This window comes from Streptomyces sp. NPDC034037, assembly GCF_055575715.1.
This window is the reverse complement of sequence record NZ_JBVISC010000002.1, coordinates 840,656-866,089: the sequence shown is the minus strand read 5'-3', so window position 1 is coordinate 866,089 and position 25,434 is coordinate 840,656. Positions and strand designations below refer to the sequence as shown.

Here is a 25,434-nt window from a genome sequence, read left to right as displayed (position 1 = left end):
TTCTCCTCCCGACCGGAAACAAGAGCAGGAACGACAGCAGGAGCGACCATGACCGACCGTGCGTCCCTTTCCCCGCGGCAGGAGACCGCCTCCGCGCAGCAGGAGATCGCCCGGGCCCTCCAGGTGAGCGCGGACTTCGCCGTGCGACAGGAGATCGAGCGCCGCGTGGCCTTCCTGGCCGACCAGCTGACCTCCAACGGCCTGCGCTCCCTGGTGCTCGGCATCAGCGGCGGCGTGGACTCCACGACCGCGGGGCGGCTGTGCCAGCTCGCGGTCGAGCGGGTCCGCGCCGACTCGGGGCAGGAGGCGACGTTCTTCGCCATGCGGCTGCCCTACGGCGCCCAGGCCGACGAGCACGACGCCCAGGTGGCACTGGACTTCATCCGGCCGGACAAGATCCTCACCGTCGACGTGAAGCCCGCCTCCGACGCCGCCCTGGAGGCCGTGGTGACGGGCGGCGCCCTCTTCCGGGACGCCCACCACCAGGACTTCGTCCTCGGCAACATCAAGGCCCGCCAGCGCATGATCGCCCAGTACGCGGTGGCGGGGGCGCACGAAGGCCTGGTGGTGGGCACCGACCAGGCGGCCGAGGCGGCCTCCGGCTTCTTCACCAAGTTCGGCGACGGCGCCGCGGACGTCGTCCCGCTCACCGGCCTCACCAAGCGGCGGGTCCGCGCCCTGGCACGGGAGCTGGGCGCACCGGACGCCCTGGTGAACAAGGTCCCGACGGCGGATTTGGAGTCGTTGAACCCGGGTCTGTCCGACGAAGAGGCGCTCGGCGTCACGTACCACGACATCGACGCCTTCCTGGAGGGCGAGCCGGTCGACGAGACCGTCGCAGCCAAGATCATCCAGCGCTACCGGCTGACCGCGCACAAGCGGGAACTGCCGATCGCGCCCTGAATCCCGGGGACACCCCCGGCACGTCACGATGATGTCGGATTTCCGCCGGACACCGGTCAGGGCCGCTGGTTGAGTACGCCGCATGACGACGCACCTTCGTGAAGCCGCCCTCGCCTTCCGCGCCCTGCACACCGCGGGCCGCCCCCTTGTGCTGCCCAACGCCTGGGACGCCGCGAGCGCCCGGGTCATCGAGGCGGCGGGCGCCCGGGCGATCGCCACCACCAGCGCGGGCGTCGCCTGGGACCTCGGCGTCGCGGACGGTGACCGGCTGGGCAGGGACCGCGCCCTGGGGGCCGTGGCCACGATCGCCGCGGCGGTGGGCGTGCCCGTGAGCGCCGACATCGAGAGCGGCTACGCCACGGACGCGGCGGGCGTCGCCGAGACGGTGCGCGGGGTCCTCGCGGCGGGCGCCGTGGGCGTGAACATCGAGGACGCGGCGTACGAGGGCGCCGCGCCGCTGCGCGCGTCGGCCGACCAGGCGGCGCGGATCGAGACGGCCCGCAAGACGGCGGACGCGGCGGGGGTCCCGCTGTTCATCAACGCGCGCGTGGACACGTATCTGCGCGCGGTGGGCCAGGAGACGGACCGGCTCGCGCTCACCCTGGAGCGGGCCGCCGCCTATCTGGCGGCGGGGGCCGACGGGATCTTCGTGCCGGGCGTCGCGGACCCCGACACGCTCGCGGCGCTGGTCGCGGGCGTCGGGGGCCCGCTCAACGTGACGGCCGGGCCAGGAGCGCCGTCCGTCGCGGAGCTCGCCGCGCTCGGGGTCGCGCGCGTCAGCACCGGCGCGCGCATCGCCCAGGCCGCGCACGCCGTCGTACGGGAAGCCGCGCTGGAACTGCTGGCGAAGGGGACGTACGGCCCGCTGGAGGGCGGGCTCGACTACGGGGAGCTGAACACGCTGCTCGGCGGCTGAGGGAGCGCAGGGGAGGGGCAGGCCCGAGGGGGTGCGGGCCGGGGCTGCCGGCTGAGGGAGGCCGGCGCGTGTCCCTCCCTCAGCACGCGTCCCGCATCAGCTCCGCGAGGTCCTGGTCCAGATCGACGTGCCGGTGCTCCTGGCCGACCGGCACCAGCGTCGTCGTACGGCGCAGGAAGTGACGCAGCTCCCCGGTGCGGATGTGGACGATCGCCGTGCCCTCGGGCGCGTGGAACTCCAGGACCGTGCGGTCGAAGCCGTACGGGCGCACCCGCACGTCGCCGTGGCCGACCGCGCGCTCCACGCCGTCGGTGAGCAGCTCGCGGGCGAAGGTCCAGTAGACCTCGACGCCCTCCAGGGTCGCGGGAGCGGGAAAGCTCATCCGCACGGCGAAGGGGTCCCGCCGGTCGTAGTGGAGTGTCGCGGGAATGGTCGGCATCCGCGGCGCGGTGGCGACCAGGCGGGCCTCTACGGCTTGCTCGATGACGGTGGACAACGCCTGCTCCCTCACTGACTGCTGGACGACTGGGGTCGGCACTTGGATAGACGACGGAAAGACGGGTTCCGTGCACACGCGAGGAGGGTGAGACCGAGTGACCTCTGTCACCGCGACACCGTGGGAGCGCCCGCGGTTCCCGCCGCCCGTCCTGCGGGGGACGCCTTCAGGCCATCTGGACGAGCCGCAGCGCGTCGGCTAGCTTCGCCCGCCATGAGGCCCATGGGGAAGTCGAAGTCGATGAGGCGCGCGGTGCCGACGGCGGTGTGCGCGGCGGCGCTCGCCGCGGGCGTCCTCGCGTGGCCCGCCACCGCCCGGCCGGACGGCCCGGGGCAGACGCCGAAAGGGGCCCCGAGCTGGCAGCTCAAGGACAGCGGCACCGACGCCCGCTTCCGGGGCCTCGCCGCCGTCAGCCGGGACACGGCCTGGGTGGCCGGCTCGAAGGGGACCGTGCTGCGCACGTCGGACGGCGGCAGGACCTGGCGCGATGTCTCCCCACCGGGCGGCGCCGCGCTCGAACTCCGGGACGTCGAGGCCTTCGACGCCCGGCGGGCGGTCGTCCTCGCCATCGGTGAGGGCGAGGCGTCCAGGGTGCTGCGGACCGACGACGGCGGCGCGACCTGGACGGAGTCCTTCCGCAACACCGACCCCAAGGCCTTCTACGACTGTGTGACCTTCTTCGACCCCCGCCACGGCCTGGCGCTGAGCGACCCGGTCGACGGCAGGTACCGCGTCCTGTCCACCGCCGACGGCGGCCGCTCCTGGAAGGTGCTGCCGAACACGGGCATGCCCCGGGCGCAGGAGGGCGAGGCGGCGTTCGCGGCGAGCGGCCAGTGCCTGGTGGCCGCCGGGCCGCGCGACGTGTGGCTGGCCACCGGCGGCGCGGACCGCGCGCGCGTCCTGCACTCCGCGGACCGGGGCCTGACCTGGCGGGCCACCGACGCGCCGATCCCCGCCGGCGACCCGGCCCGCGGTGTCTTCGGGCTCGCCTTCCGCGACCGTACGCACGGCATCGCGGTCGGCGGCGACTACCGCCCCGACCAGGCCTCGCCGAAGGCGGCGGCGCACACCCGCGACGGCGGCCGCACCTGGACCCCGGCCGGGCGGCCGCCGCCCGCCTACCGCTCGGGCGTGGCCTGGCTGCCGCACAGCCGCACCACCGCCCTCGCGGTCGGCCCCACGGGCACGGACCTCACCTCGGACGCCGGGCGGACCTGGCGCACGGTCGGCCCCGGGTCGTTCGACACCGTGGACTGCGCCCGGGACGGGGGCTGTTGGGCGTCCGGCGAGAAGGGGCGCGTCGCCCGCCTGGAGCGCTGAACCCGCCCGGAGCGCTGACGGGGCCGCCCCGGACGCGGCTACGCGGGCAGTTGCTCGCGGTACGAGGCCAACTCCGGGGCCGTCTTGGTCGCGTAGAACTCGGTGATCCGGTACGCGCACACCCCGGCCACGACGAAGGGGTCCGCGGCGGTGATCTCCTCGATCCGCGCGCGGTCCTCCGCCACGGCGATGATCACACCGCCGTCGCGCGGATTCTTGCGCCCGGAGGCGATGAACGTCCCCGCCGCGTACTGCTCGTCGAGCCACGCCACATGGGCGGCCAGCTGCTCGTCGACGGCGGACAGGGGCGCGGTGTAGGTCAATTCGAGAATGAACATGATCGCGAGGCTACCCCCGTCCTGCGGCTCCGGTCGGCCCGGAACGGCGCCCCACTAGGGCGCGTGCCAGGCGTCGCCAGGCAGACGGGACTTTCACCACACGCCCTAGGCTGACGCGCATCATGATCAGTTACTCACTTCCCGCCGACTGGCCCTCCGACGAGGCGGCGGCGCGCGCCGTCCAGGACGAGTTGCGCGCCCGCGTGGTCCTCGACGAGCAGGGCCCGCCGCCCGGCACCGGACACGTGAGCGGGGTGGACGTCGCCTACGACGACGAGCGGAACGTCGTCGCGGCCGCCGTGGTCGTGCTGGACGCGGCGACGCTCGACGTGGTCGAGGAGGCGACGGCGGTCGGCACCGTGGCCTTCCCCTACGTGCCGGGCCTGCTGGCCTTCCGGGAGATCCCGGCCGTGCTCGCCGCCCTCTCCCGGCTCACGGTCGACCCCGGCCTCGTCGTCTGCGACGGCTACGGCGTCGCCCACCCGCGCCGCTTCGGCCTCGCGAGCCACCTCGGCGTCCTGACGGGACTGGCGACGATGGGCGTCGCGAAGAACCCCTTCACCTTCTCGTACGAGGCTCCGGCCGCACCCCGGGGCAGCAGCTCACCGCTGCTGGACGGGACGGAGGAGGTGGGCCGGGCGCTGCGCACCCGGGAGGGCGTGAAGCCGGTGTTCGTCTCGGCCGGCCACCGGGTGACGCAGGCCGGGGCGTGCGCCCACGCCCTACGGCTCACGCCCCGGTACCGGCTGCCGGAGACCACCCGCCGCGCGGACGCGCTCTGCCGGGCCGCTTTGCGGGAAACGGCCAGGTGAAAGCGGTGGAGCGACCGGGTGAAAGATCAAAAGACGAGCGGGTTAGCATATGAGCGCCGCCTAGCTCGAAAGAGAAACCTGTGACTGTCAACGACGACTCGTTCACCAACTGGAAGAACCGCGAGGAGATCGCGGAGTCGATGATCCCGATCATCGGGAAGCTGCACCGCGAGCGGGACGTGACGGTCCTGCTGCACAGCCGCTCCCTGGTGAACAAGTCGGTGGTCAGCATCCTCAAGACCCACCGCTTCGCCCGGCAGATCGCCGGCGAGGAGCTGTCGGTCACCCAGACGCTGCCCTTCCTGCAGGCTCTCACCGCGCTGGACCTCGGCCCGTCCCAGATCGACATCGGCATGCTCGCCGCGACGTACAAGAGCGACGACCGCGGCCTGTCGGTGGCCGAGTTCACCGCGGAGGCGGTCGCCGGCGCCACCGGCGAGAACAAGATCGAGTGCCGCGAGGGCCGCGACGTCGTCCTCTACGGCTTCGGCCGCATCGGCCGCCTCGTCGCCCGCCTGCTCATCGAGAAGGCCGGCTCCGGCAACGGCCTGCGGCTGCGCGCCATCGTCGTGCGCGGGGGAGGGGAGCGGGCCGCCGAGGACATCGTGAAGCGGGCGTCGTTGCTGCGCCGCGACTCCATCCATGGCCAGTTCCAGGGCACCATCACCGTCGACGAGGCGAACAGCAAGATCATCGCCAATGGCAACGAGATCAAGGTGATCTACGCGAACGACCCCACCGAGGTCGACTACACCGCGTACGGCATCAAGAACGCCATCCTCATCGACAACACCGGCAAGTGGCGTGACCGCGAGGGCCTCTCCAAGCACCTGCGCCCCGGTGTCGACAAGGTCGTCCTGACCGCCCCGGGCAAGGGCGACGTGCCCAACATCGTGCACGGCGTCAACCACGACACGATCAAGCCGGACGAGCGGATCCTGTCCTGCGCCTCCTGCACCACCAACGCGATCGTCCCGCCGCTGAAGGCGATGGCCGACGAGTACGGCGTGCTGCGCGGCCACGTGGAGACCATCCACTCCTTCACCAACGACCAGAACCTCCTGGACAACTACCACAAGGCCGACCGCCGCGGCCGCTCGGCGCCGCTCAACATGGTGATCACCGAGACCGGTGCGGCCTCCGCCGTCGCCAAGGCGCTGCCGGACCTGAAGGCGCCGATCACCGGCAGCTCGATCCGGGTCCCGGTGCCGGACGTCTCGATCGCGATCCTCAGCCTCACGCTCGGCCGCGAGGCCACCCGCGAGGAGGTCCTGGACTACCTCCGCAACGTCTCGCTGACCTCGCCGCTCAAGCGCCAGATCGACTTCACCAGCGCTCCCGACGCGGTCTCGAACGACTTCATCGGCTCGCGCCACGCCTCGATCGTCGACGCGGGCGCCACCAAGGTCGACGGCGACAGCGCGATCCTCTACCTCTGGTACGACAACGAGTTCGGCTACTCCTGCCAGGTCATCCGGGTCGTCCAGCACGTGTCCGGAGTGGAGTACCCGACATATCCCGTGCCGGTCGCCTGATCCCGAGCCCATGGCCCCGCGCCTCCGTCGCCGCTCGCGGCGGCGGAGGCGCGGTGGGCTTCAGCCCGTGTCGCCGCGCCCACACATGCCAGACCCGGTTCGCGGGTCGGGGCGCGAGGAAATCCGTGGACGGGTTCGCGGGGGACCGCTTAGGGTGTGGTTCCACGCCCTGAGACGGATGGAAGGAGGCGAGTGCCGTGCGGTTCACACCTTTCCAGCGCTCCCTCTTTCCGCTGTCCCGGCGTGGTTCGTGAGTTCTGACCGGGAGCGCTCCAAGCAGCCTGTATCCCGGAGGAATCCATGACCGAAGTGGTCATCCGCGCGCTCACCGCGAGCGACGCTCATCTCTTCGACGCACTCCCCGACCCCCTGGGCGCCCGTGAGGGCCACCGGCGTACCCGGTTCCGCCCCGACTGGAAGCGCGTCGCCCTGCGCGACGGCGAGGTCGTCGCACGCGGCGCGTGGTGGGGCGGCCCCGACGACCCGCAGCCCATGAACATCAACTGGTTCGACGTGGCCGAGGGCGAGGAGGAGGCCGGGGCCGAGCTCCTGCGCTCCGCTCCCCGGCAGGTCGAACTCGAGATCAACCTGCCGGGCGGCTGGCGGGAGAAGACCGACCTGCGGGCCGCCGCCGAGGCGCGCTTCGCCGCCGCACGGGCCGCGGGGTACGAACTCCTGGTGGAGCGCTTCCTGTACCGCTGGACCCCGGAACGAGGTCTGCCCGAGCGGCCCGGACGCCTGCGCTTCAGCGCCGAACCCGACGACGCCGTGTTCTTCGACGCGTTGCGCCGCATCCACTCCGTCACCCTGGACGCCCACGCGCTCAGGGCCATCGAAGAGGGCGGCCTCGACCAGGCGGCCCAGGAGGAACTCGACTTCTTCCACTGGTGCCCCTCCCCACGGGAGTGGTGGCAGACCGCGCACACACCGGAGGGTGACCTGGCCGGCATCCACATCCCGGCCCACAACCCCTCAGGCCCGACCGTCGGCTTCATCGGCGTCGTCCCGGAACAGCGCGGTCACGGCTACGCCTACGACCTCCTCGCGGAGTGCACCCACCTGCTCGTCGAGCAGGGCGCGGAGTTCGTCACCGGAGCGACGGACCAGGGCAACTTCCCCATGGCCGCGAACTTCGCCAAGGCCGGCTTCCCCGTCGTCAGGGAACGCATCAACTTCCACCCGACGACGGGCCAAGCGGCCTAGCGAGGTACAGCACACGCCGGGGGGCCCGGTCCGGGGAAAGGCCGGGCCCCTTGTCGGCATGGGTGGGCTTCTCTTGTCGGAGGGTGGGCCGTAGCCTTCTGTGTCGACCGTCTGAGTCTTACTGCATGGACTGGGGGCACGTGGACACGGCGAGTCTGCTTCTGATCGGGGCGGCAGGCGGAGCGGTGCGTGGAGTCGTGCACGCCTATGACTGCATGACCGAATGGCTCCTGCGACGGCAGGAGTTCCGGCTCTCCGAGCAGCCCGAGACCGAGGGACCGCCTCCTGCCTTCGGCGCTTACTACGATGTCGCGGGCCAGAGCATCGCAGCCGTGGTGCACATGGTGATGGGAGCCGGGGTGGCCCTGCTCATGGCGGCCTGGGGGCAGATCGACGGCGGCTTCGCGACGTTCGCCGTCGGGGCGTCGGCGCCCTTGATCCTCGTCCAGCTCAAGCACACCCGGCTGGCGGGAGTCCTCATCGGGGCCCCCGACGCACCGCAGGGCGCCCCGCCGCAGGTCCCCCCGCCGCAGGACGCCCCACCGCCGGTGACCGGGCCGCCGGCCGAGCGGCCTGTCTCCCGGCGTCCGGCCGCTGGCCGGAGCGGCACGGAATGACCCGGCCCACGCTGCTCCGTCGCGCGGCCGCGGCCGCGATCGGGGTCGACCGGCGCCCGAGCCACGCTCGCGCCCTGCCCCTCGCGCAGGGCCTCACGCTGACGCGCAGGGCCGCCGCCGCGATCATCGGCATCCGTGCGCACCGCTTGCCCGTGGACGCGACGGCCGAGGCGGCGGCGCGGAAGGTGGAAGGGGAGAGCGCGGGTCGCCTCACACGGTCCGCGCCGTCCCCGTTGGTGACCCTGGGAGCGGCGCCGGGACGGCCCCCGGTCAGGGAACGGCCTCGCCGTGGACTGGTCTTGGCCGCGGCTGCCGCCGTCACGGCCGTTGCCTTGGGCGCCTACGTCCACCATGAGGGGGGCTTGAGCGTGGCGGAGCAGCCCCCGGTTCACCAGCCGGCCGGCGTTCTGCCGAAGGAGTACCTCGGTACCTGGGAGACGACCGTCGAGAACGGGGAGGGGCTCCACACCCGGAAGATGGTGATCCGGCAGGGATACGTGGACGAGACGGTGATGACCCTGACGGCAGTCGGGAGAAAGGAGGGGGGCGGCGCATACCGCTGTGTATTCGAAGCGAGACTGGACTCCGTCACCTCTGGCGTCGTCAGGTTGAGCAGCTCGACGGTGACGTCCGGCAAACCGCCCTCGGCGTGTACGCCCGGTGGACCGTCGACGCTGACCCTGATGGGCGAGGACAGGCTCCGGCGCGACGACAGGGACGGCACCACCCCCGCGCAGGTGTACAACCGTTCCCGATAGGACGAGCAACTACTGACGCGCGGAACGGGACCAGGCGGTGATCGAGTGCCGGCACCCGGCCGCGTTCACCGACGAGCGGCCAGCACCGCCGCCAGGCCGTCCCGCAGATCCTCGACGAAATACTCGGGGACCTCAAGCGACGGGAAATGCCCCCCGGTTGCGGGCGACCTCCATCGGACGATCTGGCGGAAGCGCTCCTCGGCCCACGCGCGCGGATACTTCTCGATGTCGCGGGGATACGTCGTGATCGCCGACGGGACGTCCACCCGAAGCTCCGGGTCGAGCGAGTCGTGGCTCTCGTAGTAGATCCGGGCCGCCGACGCGCCCGTCCGTGTCAGCCAGTACAGGGTGACGTTGTCGAGAAGCCGGTCCAGGGAAATCGTCTCGAACGGGCTGTCCTCGGTGTCCGACCACTCGGCGAACTTGTCGAGGATCCAGGCGAGAAGCCCGACCGGTGAGTCGACGAGCGAGTAGCCGATGGTCTGCGGCCGGGTCGCCTGCTGCTTCGCGTACGCCGTGTGGTGGTGCCAGAAATAGCGGGTCTCCTCGGTCCATTCGCGCTCGCCCGCGGTCAGCCCGTCCGTCGACAACCCGGGCGGTGCCTGCGCCAGCGTCGTATGGATGCCGAGTACCCGCTCCGGAAACCTGCCGCCGAGGATCGTGGTGATCACACCTCCCCAGTCGCCGCCGTGGGCCGCGAACGTGTCGTAGCCGAGCCTGCCCATCAGTTCCACCCACGCGGCCGCGATCTTCTCGGTCCCCCACCCGGTGGTGGCCGGCTTGTCGCTGTGACCGAAGCCGGGCAGTGACGGGACCACGACGTGGAACGCCGGCGCGTCCACCTCCTTTGGCTCCGCCAGTTCGTCCACGACATCGACGAACTCGGCGACGCTGCCCGGCCAACCGTGCGTCAGGAGCAGGGGAGTGGCGTCCGCACGCGTCGATCGGCGGTGCAGGAAGTGGATTCCCAGACCGTCGACGACCGTGCGGAACTGGCCGATCAGGTCAAGGCGCGCCTCGAACGCCCGCCAGTCGTACGCGGTGCGCCAGTAGTTCACGACGTCCACGAGGGCGGCGAGCGGAACGCCCTGTTCCCATCGGCGAGGACCGGGCGCGGCGCGGCGGACGGTCTCGGGCTCCGGCAGTCGCGCCGAGGCCAGTCGTGCGCGCAGATCGTCGAGTTCGGCATCAGTGGCACGGGCCTCGAACGGTTGGACGTCGTTGGTCGGACGGGACATGAGACCTCCTGGCCGTCGCGGAGCCGGCCACGAACAGGTGTGAACCGGCTAAGACGGTTCTACCGTGCCGACCTGTCGACGCGCAACCGGCTAAGGTGGTTCCATGCCTGCTGAGTTCCCTGACTTCCGCCTCGGTGACGTGCTGGCGACCAGCTTCACGGGGACCTTGTCGGAGCGTCACGGCAACGCGGTGGAGCGCATTCCCACGCCGCACCGACTCGTCGACTGGCTGACGGTGAGCGGTCTCGCCGTGCCGTCCTGCACCCCCGCGCAGCTGGACCTCGCCCGGGAACTGCGGGAGTCGATCCACGCCGCCGCGACGGCGCGCGCGCTCCAGGAGCCTCTCCCCGCCCCCGCTGTCCAGGTCATCAATGACCGCAGCGCCCAAGGCCGGGCCGCGGCCGTCCTGACGCCCGAGGGTGAGCGGCGCTGGCTGCTCGGCTCGGCCTCCTGCGTGGCGGACGCCCTCGGCGTGATCGCCGCCGACGCGATCAGCGTCATCGCCGGCGCACGAGACGGAAGACTGGCCTTGTGCGCATCGCCGACCTGCCGGGCCGCCTTCTTCGACACCAGTCGGAGCCGTACGCGTAAATGGTGCGACATGAATACCTGTGGGAATCGCCAGAAGAAGGCGCGCTTCAACGCCGGTCAACGCAAGAACTCCCGAGACCCTCGATGAGGGCCTCGGGGGCATGACCAGGACTTTCGCGGGAGCTTAGCGCACCGAGGCCACCCGGAAGGTGAGGCCCGCGGCCCGCAGTCGCGCGAGCAGCGCGTCGCCCATCGCCACGGCCGTGGTGAGCTGCCCGGCGACCGGCGGCAGGGTGTCCAGCGCGAGGCACAGCGCCGACTCGCCCAGCATCTTCGCCGTCTCGTCGTACCCCGGATCACCGCCCGCGACCTCGGTGAAGACCCGCTTGCCGCCGCCCTCGCCGACGAACCGCACCGAGAACCACGCCTTGTCCCGCACATCCTGCCGGGGCCCGTCACCGGGCTTGAGCCGGTCCGAGAGCCACCGCCGGACGGGCGGCAGCTGCGCGGCGACGGCCAGGCCGCCGACGGCGACCGTGCCGCCGAGAGCCATCGGCAGCGTCCGCACGGCGGCGTAGTGGCGGTAGCGGAAGTCGGGCCCGTACCGCTCCAGGGCCCGCGCCGAGCGCCGCACCACCTGCGGATCGATCGTCGGCAGCGGCAGCGCCCACGCGCCGACCTCCCCCGCGTACCGCGGAGCGCTCGGCGGGGCGTACGCCTTGCGGTCCGCCGGGCGCGGTTCGAGGCGCCGCCGCTCCTTGGCGGCGGCCATCATCTGCGGCCCCCGGGCGAACTGATGGAGCGCCGACGCGAAGGTGCCGCCGGAGAAGCGCCCGTTCGTCCGCACGAACCCGTCGACGCGCAGCGGCACCCCCTCCGGCAGCTGCCCCACCGTGAAGTACGCCCCCAGGTCGTGCGGGACCGAGTCGAAGCCGCAGGAGTGCACGAGCCGCGCGCCCGTCTCCCGGGCGCGGGCGTCGTGCCGCGCGTACATCACGTCCACGAACTCGGGCTCACCCGTGAGGTCCACATAGTCCGTGCCCGCGTCCGCGCACGCCGCGACCAGCTCCTGCCCGTACGTCAGGTAGGGGCCGACGGTCGTGGCGACCACGCGCGCCCGAGCGGCCAACTCCCGCAGGGAGGCGGGGTCCGCCACATCGGCGCGCACCAGCGGAAGCCCCGCGCACGCCGGGACGATCGAGGCCAGCCGCTCGCGCAGCCGCTCCAGCTTGCCCGTGTCGCGCCCCGCGATCGCCCACCGCAGCCCCTCGGGCGCGTGCCTGGCGAGGTACTCCGCGGTGAGCACCCCGACGAAGCCGGTCGCGCCGAAGAGCACGATGTCGTACGCGCGATCGTCCTTCGCGCCCGCCTCGCCCGCGCCGCTCGGTGCCTCCTTCGCACCGCTCGGCGGGCCCTGCCCGCCGTCCGCCGCCTTGCTCCCGCCGTTCTCGCCGTGCTGACCGGTCATGACACCTCTTCGCCGTACGCAGGGGCAGTTGGGTGGCCGAGGCTAGCGCGCGTCCCCAGGGGGTGGCGCCCGCGCCCCCGGCCCTCGTGGGGCCAAGATTGGCTAAGCGCTTGCTCGTCAAGGGCTTGTGCACAGTGGAACACGTTCTTAGCATCACTGGTGTTACATCAGTTGTGTCATAGCGCTGGGGGCTCAATGGCAGTGCCGGGCAAGGGCTTTGACGGGCCGCTCGCCGGGGTGCGCGTGGTGGAGCTGGCGGGCATCGGGCCCGGCCCGTTCGCGGCCATGCTCCTGGCCGACCTCGGCGCCGACGTTGTGCGCGTGGACCGCCCGGACGGCGGCGGCCTCGCGATCGACCCGGCGTACGACGTCACCAACCGCAACAAACGCTCCGTGCTCATCGACCTGAAGGCGGCCGGCGGCCCGGGACGGGTCCTCGACCTGGTCGAGCGCGCCGACGTCCTCATCGAGGGCTACCGGCCCGGCGTGGCCGAGCGCCTCGGCGTCGGACCCGAGGCCTGCCACGCGCGGAACCCGGCGCTCGTCTACGGCCGCATGACGGGCTGGGGCCAGGACGGGCCGCTCGCCCGGAGCGCCGGGCACGACATCGCCTACATCGCGATCACCGGCACCCTCGGCATGATCGGCAAGGCGGGGGAGCCGCCCGCGATTCCCGCGAACCTCCTCGGCGACTACGCCGGCGGCTCGCTCTACCTCGTCGTCGGCGTCCTCGCCGCGCTCACCCACGCCCGCGCCCACGGCACGGGGCAGGTCGTGGACGCCGCGATCGTCGACGGGGCCGCGCACCTCTCCACGATGATCCACGGCATGCTCGCGGCCGGCGGCTGGCAGGACCGGCGCGGCGCCAACCTCCTCGACGGCGGCTGCCCCTTCTACGGCACCTACGAGACCTCCGACGGCGGACACATGGCCGTGGGCCCTCTGGAGCAGCGGTTCTACGACGAGTTCATCGCGCTGCTCGGCCTCGCCGAGGCGGCCCCCGCCCGCAAGGACCTGGCCCGCTGGGACGAGCTGCGCGAGGCCGTCGCCGCGCGCTTCAAGGAACGTACGCGCGAGGACTGGACCGCTGTCTTCGAGGGCTCCGACGCCTGTGTGGCGCCCGTGCTGTCCCTGCGCGAGGCTCCCGCGCACCCGCACCTCGCCGCGCGCGGCACCTTCACCGACCACGGCGGCATCACCCAGCCCGCCCCCGCGCCCCGCTTCTCCGCGACGCCCACGCGCGTGCGCACCGGCCCCGCGCGGCCGGGCGCCGACACCGCCGAGGTCGCCCGCGACTGGGACGTACCGGCCCTCGCAGCGCCGAAGACGCCATGACGACCGCGACCGCCGGCCACCGAGGGCCGGCCCGCACAGGGCTCCAGGAGGCCACGTACCGATGAAACGGCAGATCTTCTCCGCCGAGCACGACGCGTTCCGCGAGACCGTGCGCACCTTCCTCGCCAAGGAGGTGCTCCCGCACTACGAGCAGTGGGAGAAGGACGGCATCGTCTCCCGTGCGGCATGGCTGGCCGCCGGCCGGCAGGGGCTGCTCGGGCTCGCCGTCCCCGAGGAGTACGGCGGCGGCGGGAACACCGACTTCCGCTACTCCGCGGTCCTCGCCGAGGAGTTCACGCGCGCGGGCGCCGCCGGGCTCGCGATCGGCCTGCACAACGACATCGTCGGCCCCTATCTGACCTCCCTGGCCACCGAGGAGCAAAAGCGCCGCTGGCTGCCCGGCTTCTGCACCGGTGAGACGATCACGGCCATCGCGATGACCGAGCCCGGCGCGGGCTCCGACCTCCAGGGCATCCGCACCAGCGCCGAGGACCGCGGCGACCACTGGGTGCTCAACGGCTCCAAGACGTTCATCTCCAACGGCATCCTCGCCGACCTCGTCATTGTCGTCGCCAAGACCTCCCCGGAGGGCGGCGCCCACGGCCTGTCCCTGCTGGTGGTGGAGCGCGGCGCGGCGGGCTTCGAGCGGGGCCGCAACCTCGACAAGATCGGCCAGAAGGCCCAGGACACCGCCGAGCTGTTCTTCGACGGCGTACGCGTCCCGAAGGAGAACCTCCTCGGCGAGCTGAACGGCGCCTTCGCGCACCTCATGACGAACCTCGCCCAGGAGCGCATGGGCATCGCCGTCGCGGGGATCGCCGCCGCCGAGCACCTCCTGGAGATCACCACCGCTTACGTCAAGGAGCGCGAGGCCTTCGGCCGGCCGCTGGCCAAGCTCCAGCACATCCGCTTCGAGATCGCGGAGATGGCCACCGAGTGCGCCGTCACCCGCGCCTTCCTCGACCGCTGCGTCGTCGACCACGCGAACGGGGAACTCGACGCCGTCCACGCGTCGATGGCGAAGTGGTGGGCCACCGAGCTGCAAAAGCGCGTCGCCGACCGCTGCCTGCAACTGCACGGCGGCTACGGCTACATGAGCGAGTACCGCGTCGCGAAGGCCTTCACCGACGGACGCATCCAGACCATCTACGGCGGCACGACCGAGATCATGAAGGAGATCATCGGCCGTTCCGTCCTCGGCTGAACCGCCCTCCCCCGGACACCCCCGAAAGGCTCACGCGTGACCACCGAAGCGTACGTATACGACGCGATCCGCACCCCGCGCGGACGCGGCAAGGCCAGTGGCGCCCTGCACGGCACCAAGCCGATCGACCTCGTCGTCGGCCTGATCCACGAGATCCGGGCCCGGTTCCCCGGCCTTGACCCGGCGGCCATCGACGACATCGTCCTCGGCGTGGTCGGGCCCGTCGGCGACCAGGGCTCCGACATCGCGCGGATCGCCGCCATCGCCGCCGGACTGCCCGACACGGTCGCCGGCGTCCAGGAGAACCGCTTCTGCGCCTCGGGCCTGGAGGCGGTCAACCTCGCCGCGATGAAGGTGCGTTCGGGCTGGGAGGACCTCGTCCTCGCGGGCGGCGTCGAGTCGATGTCGCGGGTGCCGATGGCCTCCGACGGCGGCGCCTGGTTCAACGACCCGATGACCAACTTCGAGACGGGCTTCGCGCCGCAGGGCATCGGCGCCGACCTCATCGCCACCGTCGAGGGCTTCTCGCGGCGCGACGTCGACGAGTACGCGGCGCTCTCCCAGGAGCGCGCCGCCGCGGCCTGGAAGGACGGCCGCTTCGCGCGGTCCGTCGTCCCCGTCAAGGACCGCAACGGCCTGGTCGTCCTCGACCACGACGAGCACATGCGCCCCGGCACCACCGCCGACTCCCTCGCCGGCCTCAAGCCGTCCTTCAAGGACATCGGCGACCTGGGCGGCTTCGACGCCGTCGCGCTGCAGAAGTACCACTGGATCGAGGAGATCGACCACGTCCACCACGCGGGCAACTCCTCCGGCATCGTGGACGGCGCCTCGCTGGTCGCCGTCGGCGCCAAGGAGGTCGGCGAGCGGTACGGGATCACGCCGCGGGCGCGGATCGTCTCCGCGGCCGTCTCCGGCTCCGAGCCGCTGATCATGCTGACGGGGCCGGCGCCGGCGACGCGGAAGGCCCTCGCCAAGGCGGGGCTGACCATCGACGACATCGACCTCGTGGAGATCAACGAGGCGTTCGCGGCGGTCGTGCTGCGCTTCGTCAAGGACATGGGGATCTCCCTGGACAAGGTCAACGTCAACGGCGGCGCGATCGCGCTGGGGCATCCGCTGGGCGCGACCGGCGCGATGATCCTCGGCACGCTCGTGGACGAGCTGGAGCGGCGGGACCTCCGGTACGGGCTGGCCACGCTGTGCGTCGGGGGCGGGATGGGTATCGCGACGATCGTCGAGCGGCTGTAGGGCTGAGCGCCGCAGGGGTTCGGGTGCGTCGCCGACCGCGGACGCGTCGTGGTCGCTCGCGCGGTTCCCCGCGCCCCTGAGGCAGCGGCTTCGCCGCGCCTCCCCTCCCCGGCCCTCCCCGAACCCGCCCCCAAGAGCCCCCTCAGACCTCACGGAGACACAGACATGACCGAGCGCACGACCATCCGCTGGGAACAGGACGACACCGGTGTCGTCACCCTCGTGCTGGACGACCCCGAGCAGTCCGCGAACACCATGAACCAGGCGTTCAAGGACTCCATCGCGGCCATCGCCGACCGCGCCGAGGCCGAGAAGGACGCCATCCGCGGCATCATCTACACGTCCGCCAAGAAGACGTTCTTCGCTGGCGGCGACCTCAAGGACATGATCAAGGTCGGCCCGGAGAACGCCCGGCAGGCGTTCGAGACGGGCAACGCCATCAAGCGCTCGCTGCGCCGCATCGAGACCCTCGGCAAGCCCGTCGTCGCCGCCATCAACGGCGCCGCCCTCGGCGGTGGTTACGAGATCGCCCTCGCCGCCCACCACCGCGTCGCCCTGGACGCCCCCGGCTCCAAGATCGGCCTGCCCGAGGTCACCCTCGGCCTGCTGCCCGCGGGCGGCGGCGTCACCAGGACCGTACGCCTGATGGGCATCACGGACGCGCTCCTGAAGGTGCTGCTCCAGGGCACGCAGTACAACCCGAGGCGCGCCCTGGAGAACGGCCTCGTCCACGAAGTGGCGGCCACCCCCGAAGAGATGATGGCCAAGGCGCGGGCCTTCATCGACGCCAACCCCGAGTCGCGGCAGCCCTGGGACAAGCCCGGCTACCGCATCCCGGGCGGCACCCCCGCCCACCCGAAGTTCGCGGCGAACCTGCCCGCGTTCCCGGCCAACCTCAAGAAGCAGACGGCGGGCGCCCCCTACCCGGCCCCGCGCAACATCCTCGCCGCGGCCGTCGAGGGCTCCCAGGTCGACTTCGAGACCGCGCTGACCATCGAGGCCCGGTACTTCACCGAGCTGGTCACCGGCCAGATCGCCAAGAACATGATCCAGGCGTTCTTCTTCGACCTCCAGGCCGTCAACTCCGGCGCGAACCGCCCCAAGGGCATCGAGCCGAGGACCGTCCGCAAGGCCGCCGTGCTCGGCGCCGGCATGATGGGCGCGGGCATCGCGTATTCCTGCGCCCGCGCGGGCATCGAGGTCGTCCTCAAGGACGTCTCGGCGGAGGCCGCCCAGAGGGGCAAGGCCTACTCCGAGAAGCTCTGCGCCAAGGCGGTCGAGCGCGGACGTACCACCCAGGAGAAGGCGGACGCGCTGCTCGCCCGCATCACGCCCACCGCCGACCCGGGGGCCCTCGCCGGCTGCGACGCCGTGATCGAGGCCGTCTTCGAGGACACCTCGCTCAAGCACAAGGTGTTCCAGGAAATCCAGGACATCGTGGAGCCGGACGCGCTGCTCTGCTCCAACACCTCCACCCTGCCCATCACCACGCTGGCGGAGGGCGTCACGCGCCCCGCCGACTTCATCGGCCTGCACTTCTTCTCGCCCGTCGACAAGATGCCGCTCGTCGAGATCATCAAGGGCGAGCGGACCGGTGACGAGGCGCTGGCCCGCGCCTTCGACCTCGTGCGCCAGATCAACAAGACGCCCATCGTCGTCAACGACTCCCGCGGCTTCTTCACCTCGCGCGTCATCGGGCACTTCATCACCGAAGGCGTCGCGATGGTCGCCGAGGGCATCGAGCCCGCCTCCGTCGAGCAGGCGGCCGCGCAGGCGGGCTACCCGGCCAAGGTCCTGTCCTTGATGGACGAGCTGACCCTCACCCTGCCCCGCAAGATCCGCGACGAGGCGAGGAGGGCCGTCGAGGAATCGGGCGGCACCTGGGCGGGCCACCCCTCGGACACCGTCATCGACCGCATGGTGGACGAGTTCGGGCGGCCCGGCAGGAGCGGGGGAGCGGGCTTCTACGACTACGTGGACGGCAAGCGCGGCAAGCTCTGGCCGGGCCTGCGCGAGCACTTCACCAAGCCCGGCCACGAGATCCCGTTCGAGGACATGCGGGAGCGCATGCTCTTCTCCGAGGCGCTCGACACCGTGCGCCTCCTGGAGGAGGGCGTCCTGACGTCGGTCGCCGACGCCAACATCGGCTCCATCCTCGGCATCGGCTTCCCCGGCTGGACGGGCGGCGTGCTCCAGTACATCAACGGCTACGAAGGCGGCCTGCCCGGCTTCGTGGCCCGCGCGCGGGAACTCGCCGAGCGCTACGGGGAGCGGTTCACGCCGCCCGCGCTGCTGGTCGAGAAGGCGGAACGCGGCGAGAAGTTCAGCGACGCCTGAGCCCTTCGGCGGAGCTGCGGCGAAGAGCAGGGGGAGGCGTTCAGCGCTCGGCGCGGAACGCCTCCCTCAGCTCTTCCCTCAGCGACCGCTGGAACGCCGTCACCAGGGCCTGCACGACCATCGGCTGCATATGGGCGGACAGCGACTTCATCGCCGCCACATGGTCGGGATCGGCCTCCCGCTCGCGGTAGGGGTCCCACACCTCCTCGCGGAAGAGACGCGTCAGCTCGTGCGCGGCCTCGCGCGTGTGCTCCAACAGGACCGTGCGGGCGGCCAGGATCGTCTCGTGCGCGATCGGCACCCCGAGCAGCTGCACCCCGAGCCGCAACAGGCCCGGGTCCACGCGGTAGGTGTCGGAGTCCTCCCCGTACGCGATGACGTCCATCGCGGCGAGGCGGTCCAGGTCCGCGCCGGACAGCGGCCGGCCCGCCCTGCGCTCCAGCTCGGCGCGCGAGACGTCCTCGGCCGACTCGGGGGCCCAGCCCGCCACCAGGGCGCGGTGGATGGCCAGGTCATGTGCGCTCAGGTCCGCGGGCAACTGCTCCAGATACCGCTCGATCGCCGCGAGCGTCATGCCCTGGTGCTGCAACTCCTCGATCAGCGCCAGCCGGGACAGATGGTCCTGCCCGTAGTGCCCGACGCGGCGCGGGCCGATCACCGGCGGCGGCAGCAGGCCCCTGGTGCCGTAGAAGCGGATCGTGCGGACGGTGACGCCCGCGCGGGCGGCCAGCTCGTCCACCGTGAACGTCGGCTCCTCGGCGCGCGCCGGCGCGCTCCCGGTGTCCGTCGTCATGGCCCGCCTCCCTCCCCACGTCCCCCTCGGCCCCCAGGGGTGGCCCCCGCGCCGATCCGGTCCAACAGTATTGCTGGCACACCAGTGTTGTGAAACCCTCCGGGCCAGTTGCTGCTCCGCCGCACGCCCGGCCCCGCCCATGTCACGCGTCCGCACACGCCCTGCCGATGGCACCTGGAGGCGGTCATGACCACGATCCCGCGACTCCCCGAAGCCCCCGCCGACCTCACGCTCCCCGCCCTGCTGCTGCGCAACGCCGAGGACCACGGCGCGCTGCCCGCCCTCTCCTGGCGCACGGGCGCCACCTGGTCGACGCTCACCTGGCGCGCGGCACGGCGCGAGGTCGCCGTCCTCGCCGCCGGCTGCGCCGCGCTCGGCGTCGAGCGCGGCGAGCACGTCCTGATGATGATGGGCAACCGCCCCGAGCACTGGTTGAGCGACCTCGCCCTGACGCACCTCGGCGCCGTCCCCGTCACCGTGTACGGCACCTCCGCCCCCGAGCAGATCGCGCACATCGTCCGGCACAGCCGCGCCCGCCTCGCGATCATCGAGGGCGCCCGCGAGTTACCCCGCTGGGAGCCCCTGCTGGCCGACGCCGACTCCCCGCTGGAGCGCCTCGTGGTGGTGGAGGCCGCCGAGGCCGGCGAGCACCGCACCTACGACTCCCTGCACGCCACCGGCGGCCGCCTCTTCGACCCCGACGCCTTCGAGGAGGCCTGGCGCCGCACCCGCCCGACCGACGCGCTCACCGTCGTCTACACCTCGGGCACCACCGGCGACCCCAAGGGCGTGCGCCTCACCCACCGCAACGTGTTCCTCGGCGGCATCGCCCTGGACAAGGTCGTCGACTTCCCCGAACACGTCGGGCACATCTCCTACCTGCCGTTCGCGCACATCGCGGAGCGCCTGCTCAGCATCTACCTCCCCGTGCTGCGCGCCGCGCACGTCCACCTCTGCGCCGACCCCGCCGAGGTGGCCGCCACCGCCCGCGAGCTGCACCCCTTCCAGTTCTTCGGCGTGCCCCGCGTCTGGGAGAAGCTCGCCGCGTCCGTGCGGGCGGCGCTCGCCGGGCTGCCCGAGGAGCGGCGGCGCGCCATCGAGGCGGCGAACGAGACGGCCCGCGCGCACGTCGCCTGCCAGGAGCGGGGCGAAGAGCCACCGGCGGCGCTGCGTGCCGCGTACCAGCGGGCGAAGGCGGAGGTGCTCGACCCGCTCCTGGAGCTCGCCGGGTTCGACCGGCTGGTGTGGACGGCGAGCGCCTCGGCGCCGATGCCGCCGGACGTCACCCGCTTCTGGGCCGGCTTCGGACTGGTGATCATGGACGCGTGGGGGCTCACCGAGACCTCCGGCGTGGTCACCACCAATACCCCCGCCGCGTTCCGCCTCGGCTCGGTGGGCCGTCCCCTCGAAGGCCTGGAGATCCGCACCGCCGAGGACGGCGAGATCCTGGTGCGGGGCGCGACGGTGTGCGACGGCTATCTGCGGCCCGACGGCGGCGTCGACCGGGCCCGCGACGCGGACGGCTGGTTCGCGACCGGCGACGTCGGCCGCGTCGACGCGGACGGTTTCCTCTGGCTCACCGACCGCAAGAAGGAAATGATCGTCACCTCCACGGGCAAGAACGTCTCGCCCGCTCTCGTGGAGAACGCGCTCAAGGAGCACCCGCTGATCGGCCAGGCCTTCGTGCACGGCGACGGTCGCTCCTACCTGGTGGCGCTGCTCGTCCTGGACGCGGAGGTGGCCCCCGCCTGGGCCGCCGCCCGCGGCGTCGAGGGCGACCTCGTGGCCCATCCGGCCGTGCGGGAGGAGGTCGGCCGTGCCGTCGAAGCGGCCAACGCCCGCCTGAACCGCACCGAGCAGATCAAGCGGCACCGCCTCCTCGCCGGGGAGTGGGGGCCCGCGAGCGGCGAGCTGACCCCGTCCCTGAAGCTGCGCCGCCGCGTCGTCCGGGAGAAGTACCAGCAGGTGATCGACGCCTTGTACACCCCCTGACCAGCATGTGAGAAGTCCCGCTATGTGACGTGCGCCACCGCGTGCGCGGCAATGCGTGAGGGAAGGTGTCCCGTCGGTCCGCGCGCGTCAGGGGTGTCGTGGGCCGGAGCACCATCCGGACCCCGGAGTTCCTTCCGGGCACCAGAGAGTAGATCCCCCACGTGAGCAAGGAAGCCGTAGACACGGCCGCCGTGGACGTGTCCCGCACAGACGCGTCCCAGGCCCCCGCGGACGCGGGCGACGCCGGTTACAGCAAGGACCTCAAGGCCCGTCACGTCAACATGATCGCCATCGGCGGCGCGATCGGCACAGGGCTCTTTCTCGGGGCGGGCGGCCGCCTCCACTCGGCGGGCCCCGCGCTCGCCCTCGCGTACCTCGTGTGCGGTGTCTTCGCGTTCTTCGTGGTGCGCGCCCTCGGCGAGATGGTGCTCTACCGTCCCTCGTCGGGCTCGTTCGTGAGTTACGCGCGTGAGTTCCTCGGCGAGAAGGGCGCGTACTTCGCCGGTTGGATGTACTTCCTCAACTGGTCGACCACGTGCATCGCCGACATCACGGCGATCGCCCTGTACACGCACTACTGGAGCTTCTTCACCGACATACCGCAGTGGGTGCTCGCGCTGATCGCGCTCGCGGTGGTGCTCTGCGTGAACCTCATCTCGGTGAAGTACTTCGGCGAGATGGAGTTCTGGTTCTCGATCATCAAGGTCGCCGCACTGACCGCCTTCATGATCATCGGCATCTTCCTGCTGGCCAGCCAGCACGAGGTCGGTGGCGGGAAGCCCGGTCTGAGCATGATCACCGACCACGGCGGCTTCCTGCCGAACGGCATGATGCCGGTCGTGATCGTGATGCAGGGCGTCGTCTTCGCGTACGCCTCGCTGGAGCTGGTCGGCGTCGCGGCCGGCGAGACCAAGGACCCGCAGAAGATCGTCCCGCGCGCGGTGAACTCGATCATGTGGCGCGTCGGCCTCTTCTACGTCGGCTCCGTGGTGCTGCTCGCGCTGCTGCTGCCCGGCACGCTGTACTCGGCCGACCAGAGCCCGTTCGTGACGGTGCTGTCCAAGATCGGCGTACCGGCCGCCGGCGACGTCATGAACTTCGTGGTCCTCACCGCCGCCATGAGCTCGCTGAACTCCGGCCTGTACTCCACCGGCCGCATCCTGCGCTCGATGGCGATGTCGGGCTCCGCGCCCAGGTTCACGGCGAAGATGAACCGCAACCAGGTGCCCTACGGCGGCATCCTGCTCACCGCCTCCATCGGCGTGCTCGGCGTCGGCCTGAACCGGATCGTCCCGGACCAGGCCTTCGAGATCGTCCTGAACGTCGCCTCGCTCGGCATCATCGGCACCTGGATCATGATCATGGTCTGTCACCTGGCCTTCGTGCGCCGCGCGAAGGAAGGCGTGATCACCCGGCCGACGTTCCGGCTGCCCGGCAGCGGCATCACCGAGTACGTGACGATCGCGTTCCTGCTCGCCGTCCTCTGCCTGATGTGGAAGGACGCCGAGGTGGGCCGCAAGACGCTGTTCCTCATCCCGATCGTGGGCGCGGCCCTGGTCGTCGGCTGGTTCGGCGTCCGGCGCCGGGTGGAGCGCGAGGCGCAGAGCCTCACGGCGCCCCAGCAGGACTCGGAGCGGTAGCAGCGGCTTTCCGCCCTCTCACGGTGGCGTCACCCCGGAGCACTCGGCTCCCGGGTGGCGCCACCGCGCTGTATGCGGCCGGCCGGACGGGGGAGCCACCCGATCGGGTGCCGCGCGGGCCTTTCCCCGGCGGCTTCGCGGCCCTCCGTCGCAGACTCGGGGCATGGACGCGATGATCCCGGTCAAGGACGCAACGATCCCGGTCAAGGACGGCGAGGTCTGGGCCCACGACTCGGGCGGGCCCGGGGGCACGGACGACGCCGGCCCGCCCCTGGTCCTTCTCCATCCGGGAGTCGGTGACTCCCGGATCTGGGACCCGGTCCTGCCACGCCTCGCGGAGCGCCATCGGGTGATCCGCTACGACGCGCGCGGCTACGGCAGGTCCCCGGCGCCGAGTGCCCCGTTCTCCCCGGTGGCGGACCTGACCGCGGTCCTCGACCACTTCGGCGTGGCCCGCGCGGTCCTCGCCGGGTCCAGCATGGGCGGTGCCGCGGCCCTCAGCCTCGCCGTCGGCGACCCGGCCCGGGTGGCGGGCCTCGCCCTGGTGGTCCCGGGCGTCACGGGCGCCGAGGACCTTCTGACGCGCGACTTCACGGCCGAGGTCGGCCGGCTGGCGCGGGCGGGCGACATCGACGGCATCGTGGCGCTGACGCTGCGCACCTCCGGCGCCGCCGGCACGGGCGCCGACGCGCGGGCCGAGGCGCACGTGAGGTCGGTCGTCCCGGCGTGGCTCGCCTGCCACCCGTACCACGTCCCCGACCCGCCCGTCCTCGACCGCCTCGGCGAGATCGACGTGCCGTGCGTCCTCGTCATCGGGGAGCACGACCGGCCCGAGGTGGTCCGCACCAACGAGGCGATGGCCGAACGCATCCCGGACTGCCGCCTCGTACGCCTCGCCCACAGCGACCACTTCCCGACCCTGCGCGAGCCGTCGGCGGTCGCGGACGCCATCCTGGCGGCGTGCGAGGCGGCACGTTGAGACTCCGCCGCCCCCAGGTGGCCGGTCCGGTACCGCGCCTGCCGGTCACCCTGACCGGCAGGCGCGGCTCACCGCGTGACCGTCAGTGGCCGGGGCCACGCCCGTGGTCGGGTCCGTGGTCGTGCACGCCGTTCGTGGCGGCGATCTGCTTCCACGACTTCGGCCGGGCGGGCGTGGCCGAGGACCGGGCGAGCCCGGCCTCCCGCGCGGCGGGGGCGTCCGGCCGTGACGGCTGGTAGAGCCAGGTGTCGAACAGGTCCGCGAGCGGCTTGCCCGAGACCTTCTCCGCGTACTTCACGAAGTCGCCGACCCTGGCGTTGCCGTACTTGTACTGCTGCGGCCAGCCCTTGAGGACGGCGAAGAACGACTCGTCGCCGATCTCGTTCCGCAGCGCCTGCAGGGCGAGCGCACCCCGGTCGTAGACCGCGCCGTGGAACTGGTTGTCCGGGCCCGGATCGCCCGGCTTGACCGTCCAGAACGGGTCGTCGGCGGGCCGCAGCGCGTACGCGTAGTCCGCGAGCTCCTGCGCCGTGCCCTCGCCCTCCTTCTCCGACCACAGCCACTGGCTGTAGCGGGCGAAGCCCTCGTTGACCCAGATGTCCTTCCAGTGGTGCACGGAGACGCTGTCGCCGTACCACTGGTGGGCCAGCTCGTGGACGACGATGGACGCGTTGGAGCCGTTCGCGAACGCCGCCGGGCTGTAGAACGGCCGCGTCTGGGTCTCCAGGGCGTAGCTGCTCTTCACGTTCGGCACGTAGCCGCCGAGCGCGTTGAAGGGGTACGCGCCGAAGACCGTCTCCAGCCACTCCGCGACCTCGGTCGTGCGCTCGATGCTGGCCCGCGCCGCGCCCGCGTTGTCGCCGAGGTCCTTGCTGTAGGCGTTGAGGACCGGCAGGCCGCTCTCGGTCTTGTCGGTCGTGATGTCGAACTTGCCGACCGCGAGCGTGGCCAGATAGCTCGCCTGCGGCTTGTTGGAGCGCCAGTTGAAGCGGGTCCAGCCGAGCTTCGAACTCTGCGACTGCAGCACGCCGTTGGATATCGCCTGGCTGCCGTCGGGCACGGACACCGACACGTCGTACGTCGCCTTGTCCAACGGGTGGTCGTTGGAGGGGAACCACCACGCGGCGGCCTCCGGCTCCTGCGCGGCTACGCCACCGTCCGGTGTGCGGTGCCAGGCCGTGTACCCGTTGATCTTCAACTCGGAGGGCTTGCCCGCGTACCGCACGACCACGGTGATCTGCGTGCCCTTGGCCAGACCCGCGGGCGGGGTGATCTCCAGCTCCTGGTCGCCGGTCTTCTGGAACTTCGCCTTCTTGCCGTTGACCCGCACCTCGGAGACCTTGAGGCCGAGGTCGAGGTTGAAGCGCGAGAGGTTCTGGGTGGTGCGGGCGTTGATCGTGGCCGTGCCCTCCAGGAGGTCGGTCACGGGCTGGTACTTCAGCCTCAGGTCGTAGTGGGAGACGTCGTATCCGCCGTTGCCGCTCGCCGGGTAATAGGGATCGCCGATGCCCGGCGCCCCGGGGGTGAAGTCGGCGGCCGATGCCGGGATCGCCAGCAGGAGAGAGGCCGCGAGCGCGCCCGGGGCAATGAGTCTGCGGTGCACGTCAAGCTCCAAGTCGTAGGGGCTCAAGATCGGTTCGTCTTGTCCGACGACCCTATTCAGCCCGCCCCGCACAGGTCATGTCCATGGCCCCTGCTGTCACACGATCGCCATTCGGCCGACATGTGCCGCTATGCCCCACGAACCTGACGCGGCGCGTACGGCCCT

Annotated in this window: 22 protein-coding genes; 16 read left to right on the top strand and 6 right to left on the bottom strand. The window is 72.0% G+C overall.

Features of this window, described 5'->3' with window-relative positions:
• The first annotated feature begins 48 nt into the window (after window positions 1–48).
• Complete coding sequence (gene nadE, locus ACZ516_RS09395) at window positions 49–903, top strand: ammonia-dependent NAD(+) synthetase (RefSeq protein WP_358584910.1); 855 nt, start codon at window positions 49–51, stop codon at window positions 901–903.
• 82 nt (window positions 904–985) lie between these two features.
• Window positions 986–1,819 (top strand): isocitrate lyase/PEP mutase family protein, encoded by an 834-nt coding sequence (locus ACZ516_RS09390; protein WP_361082325.1) that lies wholly within the window; start codon window positions 986–988, stop codon window positions 1,817–1,819.
• Between the two features lie 79 nt (window positions 1,820–1,898).
• On the opposite strand, the gene ssgD is transcribed toward ACZ516_RS09390, so the two are convergent.
• A complete protein-coding gene (gene ssgD, locus ACZ516_RS09385; protein WP_358584906.1) occupies window positions 1,899–2,315 on the bottom strand; it encodes a spore wall synthesis regulator SsgD in 417 nt (138 codons plus the stop codon).
• Between the two features lie 213 nt (window positions 2,316–2,528).
• On the opposite strand from ssgD, the gene ACZ516_RS09380 reads away from it, so the two are divergent.
• A complete protein-coding gene (locus tag ACZ516_RS09380) occupies window positions 2,529–3,635 on the top strand; it encodes a WD40/YVTN/BNR-like repeat-containing protein (protein ID WP_469009357.1) in 1,107 nt (368 codons plus the stop codon).
• Window positions 3,636–3,673: 38 nt separating this feature from the next.
• Here the strand turns inward: ACZ516_RS09380 and ACZ516_RS09375 are convergent, their stop codons facing one another.
• Complete coding sequence (locus tag ACZ516_RS09375) at window positions 3,674–3,973, bottom strand: YciI family protein (RefSeq protein WP_358589555.1); 300 nt, start codon at window positions 3,971–3,973, stop codon at window positions 3,674–3,676.
• A 122-nt stretch (window positions 3,974–4,095) separates the two neighbouring features.
• Between ACZ516_RS09375 and ACZ516_RS09370 the strand changes: the two genes are divergently transcribed.
• The 5 genes from ACZ516_RS09370 (at window position 4,096) to ACZ516_RS09350 (ending at window position 8,898) form a co-directional block, all read left to right on the top strand.
• Window positions 4,096–4,785, top strand: coding sequence for an endonuclease V (locus ACZ516_RS09370; RefSeq protein WP_469009355.1), 690 nt, complete (start codon window positions 4,096–4,098; stop codon window positions 4,783–4,785).
• 80 nt (window positions 4,786–4,865) lie between these two features.
• Window positions 4,866–6,320 carry a glyceraldehyde-3-phosphate dehydrogenase gene (locus ACZ516_RS09365; protein WP_358589550.1) on the top strand — a complete coding sequence of 485 codons (1,455 nt, stop codon included), beginning with the start codon at window positions 4,866–4,868 and terminating at the stop codon, window positions 6,318–6,320.
• A gap of 300 nt (window positions 6,321–6,620) precedes the next feature.
• Window positions 6,621–7,523 carry a GNAT family N-acetyltransferase gene (locus ACZ516_RS09360; RefSeq protein WP_469009353.1) on the top strand — a complete coding sequence of 301 codons (903 nt, stop codon included), beginning with the start codon at window positions 6,621–6,623 and terminating at the stop codon, window positions 7,521–7,523.
• 215 nt (window positions 7,524–7,738) lie between these two features.
• Window positions 7,739–8,140, top strand: a complete 402-nt coding sequence (locus tag ACZ516_RS09355) for a hypothetical protein (RefSeq protein ID WP_469009352.1) — start codon at window positions 7,739–7,741, stop codon at window positions 8,138–8,140.
• A gap of 368 nt (window positions 8,141–8,508) precedes the next feature.
• Window positions 8,509–8,898: a hypothetical protein gene (locus ACZ516_RS09350; RefSeq protein WP_469009350.1), complete on the top strand. Its 390-nt coding sequence runs from the start codon at window positions 8,509–8,511 to the stop codon at window positions 8,896–8,898.
• Between the two features lie 65 nt (window positions 8,899–8,963).
• On the opposite strand, the gene ACZ516_RS09345 is transcribed toward ACZ516_RS09350, so the two are convergent.
• A complete protein-coding gene (locus ACZ516_RS09345) occupies window positions 8,964–10,136 on the bottom strand; it encodes an epoxide hydrolase family protein (protein WP_469009348.1) in 1,173 nt (390 codons plus the stop codon).
• Window positions 10,137–10,239: 103 nt separating this feature from the next.
• Between ACZ516_RS09345 and ACZ516_RS09340 the strand changes: the two genes are divergently transcribed.
• Window positions 10,240–10,815: a CGNR zinc finger domain-containing protein gene (locus tag ACZ516_RS09340; protein ID WP_358700182.1), complete on the top strand. Its 576-nt coding sequence runs from the start codon at window positions 10,240–10,242 to the stop codon at window positions 10,813–10,815.
• A gap of 36 nt (window positions 10,816–10,851) precedes the next feature.
• On the opposite strand, the gene ACZ516_RS09335 is transcribed toward ACZ516_RS09340, so the two are convergent.
• On the bottom strand, window positions 10,852–12,135 hold the full coding sequence (locus ACZ516_RS09335) for a saccharopine dehydrogenase family protein (protein ID WP_469009346.1): 1,284 nt from the start codon (window positions 12,133–12,135) through the stop codon (window positions 10,852–10,854).
• Between the two features lie 195 nt (window positions 12,136–12,330).
• Between ACZ516_RS09335 and ACZ516_RS09330 the strand changes: the two genes are divergently transcribed.
• From ACZ516_RS09330 to ACZ516_RS09315, 4 genes are all read left to right on the top strand, one after another.
• Entirely contained in the window at window positions 12,331–13,470 is a 1,140-nt protein-coding gene (locus ACZ516_RS09330) for a CaiB/BaiF CoA transferase family protein (RefSeq protein WP_358909018.1), read from the top strand.
• Window positions 13,471–13,531: 61 nt separating this feature from the next.
• Window positions 13,532–14,674 (top strand): acyl-CoA dehydrogenase family protein, encoded by a 1,143-nt coding sequence (locus tag ACZ516_RS09325; protein ID WP_469009344.1) that lies wholly within the window; start codon window positions 13,532–13,534, stop codon window positions 14,672–14,674.
• A gap of 36 nt (window positions 14,675–14,710) precedes the next feature.
• Window positions 14,711–15,925 (top strand): acetyl-CoA C-acetyltransferase, encoded by a 1,215-nt coding sequence (locus tag ACZ516_RS09320; RefSeq protein WP_469009342.1) that lies wholly within the window; start codon window positions 14,711–14,713, stop codon window positions 15,923–15,925.
• A gap of 165 nt (window positions 15,926–16,090) precedes the next feature.
• The gene (locus ACZ516_RS09315) at window positions 16,091–18,262 is read left to right on the top strand and encodes a 3-hydroxyacyl-CoA dehydrogenase NAD-binding domain-containing protein (protein ID WP_469009340.1); all 2,172 of its coding nucleotides are present in this window, start codon (window positions 16,091–16,093) and stop codon (window positions 18,260–18,262) included.
• A 40-nt stretch (window positions 18,263–18,302) separates the two neighbouring features.
• Here the strand turns inward: ACZ516_RS09315 and ACZ516_RS09310 are convergent, their stop codons facing one another.
• Window positions 18,303–19,055, bottom strand: a complete 753-nt coding sequence (locus tag ACZ516_RS09310) for a MerR family transcriptional regulator (RefSeq protein ID WP_469009339.1) — start codon at window positions 19,053–19,055, stop codon at window positions 18,303–18,305.
• A gap of 186 nt (window positions 19,056–19,241) precedes the next feature.
• On the opposite strand from ACZ516_RS09310, the gene ACZ516_RS09305 reads away from it, so the two are divergent.
• From ACZ516_RS09305 to ACZ516_RS09295, 3 genes are all read left to right on the top strand, one after another.
• Window positions 19,242–21,047 carry an AMP-dependent synthetase/ligase gene (locus ACZ516_RS09305; protein WP_469009337.1) on the top strand — a complete coding sequence of 602 codons (1,806 nt, stop codon included), beginning with the start codon at window positions 19,242–19,244 and terminating at the stop codon, window positions 21,045–21,047.
• 161 nt (window positions 21,048–21,208) lie between these two features.
• Window positions 21,209–22,687 carry an amino acid permease gene (locus ACZ516_RS09300; RefSeq protein WP_361082350.1) on the top strand — a complete coding sequence of 493 codons (1,479 nt, stop codon included), beginning with the start codon at window positions 21,209–21,211 and terminating at the stop codon, window positions 22,685–22,687.
• 163 nt (window positions 22,688–22,850) lie between these two features.
• Window positions 22,851–23,666: an alpha/beta fold hydrolase gene (locus tag ACZ516_RS09295; RefSeq protein WP_469009336.1), complete on the top strand. Its 816-nt coding sequence runs from the start codon at window positions 22,851–22,853 to the stop codon at window positions 23,664–23,666.
• 82 nt (window positions 23,667–23,748) lie between these two features.
• On the opposite strand, the gene ACZ516_RS09290 is transcribed toward ACZ516_RS09295, so the two are convergent.
• Entirely contained in the window at window positions 23,749–25,269 is a 1,521-nt protein-coding gene (locus ACZ516_RS09290) for a M1 family metallopeptidase (protein ID WP_469009334.1), read from the bottom strand.
• Window positions 25,270–25,434: the final 165 nt, after the last annotated feature.

Excerpts from the sequence above, each read along its gene's own strand:
- ACZ516_RS09345 (WP_469009348.1), bottom strand. The coding sequence starts at position 10,136 with ATGTCCCGTCCGACCAACGACGTCCAACCGTTCGAGGCCCGTGCCACT.
- ACZ516_RS09340 (WP_358700182.1), top strand. The coding sequence starts at position 10,240 with ATGCCTGCTGAGTTCCCTGACTTCCGCCTCGGTGACGTGCTGGCGACC.
- ACZ516_RS09325 (WP_469009344.1), top strand. The coding sequence starts at position 13,532 with ATGAAACGGCAGATCTTCTCCGCCGAGCACGACGCGTTCCGCGAGACC.
- ACZ516_RS09335 (WP_469009346.1), bottom strand. The coding sequence starts at position 12,135 with ATGACCGGTCAGCACGGCGAGAACGGCGGGAGCAAGGCGGCGGACGGC.
- nadE (WP_358584910.1), top strand. The coding sequence starts at position 49 with ATGACCGACCGTGCGTCCCTTTCCCCGCGGCAGGAGACCGCCTCCGCG.
- ACZ516_RS09370 (WP_469009355.1), top strand. The coding sequence starts at position 4,096 with ATGATCAGTTACTCACTTCCCGCCGACTGGCCCTCCGACGAGGCGGCG.
- ACZ516_RS09330 (WP_358909018.1), top strand. The coding sequence starts at position 12,331 with ATGGCAGTGCCGGGCAAGGGCTTTGACGGGCCGCTCGCCGGGGTGCGC.
- ACZ516_RS09295 (WP_469009336.1), top strand. The coding sequence starts at position 22,851 with ATGGACGCGATGATCCCGGTCAAGGACGCAACGATCCCGGTCAAGGAC.
- ACZ516_RS09375 (WP_358589555.1), bottom strand. The coding sequence starts at position 3,973 with ATGTTCATTCTCGAATTGACCTACACCGCGCCCCTGTCCGCCGTCGAC.
- ACZ516_RS09390 (WP_361082325.1), top strand. The coding sequence starts at position 986 with ATGACGACGCACCTTCGTGAAGCCGCCCTCGCCTTCCGCGCCCTGCAC.
- ACZ516_RS09360 (WP_469009353.1), top strand. The coding sequence starts at position 6,621 with ATGACCGAAGTGGTCATCCGCGCGCTCACCGCGAGCGACGCTCATCTC.
- ACZ516_RS09315 (WP_469009340.1), top strand. The coding sequence starts at position 16,091 with ATGACCGAGCGCACGACCATCCGCTGGGAACAGGACGACACCGGTGTC.
- ACZ516_RS09380 (WP_469009357.1), top strand. The coding sequence starts at position 2,529 with ATGAGGCCCATGGGGAAGTCGAAGTCGATGAGGCGCGCGGTGCCGACG.
- ACZ516_RS09355 (WP_469009352.1), top strand. The coding sequence starts at position 7,739 with ATGACCGAATGGCTCCTGCGACGGCAGGAGTTCCGGCTCTCCGAGCAG.
- ACZ516_RS09305 (WP_469009337.1), top strand. The coding sequence starts at position 19,242 with ATGACCACGATCCCGCGACTCCCCGAAGCCCCCGCCGACCTCACGCTC.
- ACZ516_RS09310 (WP_469009339.1), bottom strand. The coding sequence starts at position 19,055 with ATGACGACGGACACCGGGAGCGCGCCGGCGCGCGCCGAGGAGCCGACG.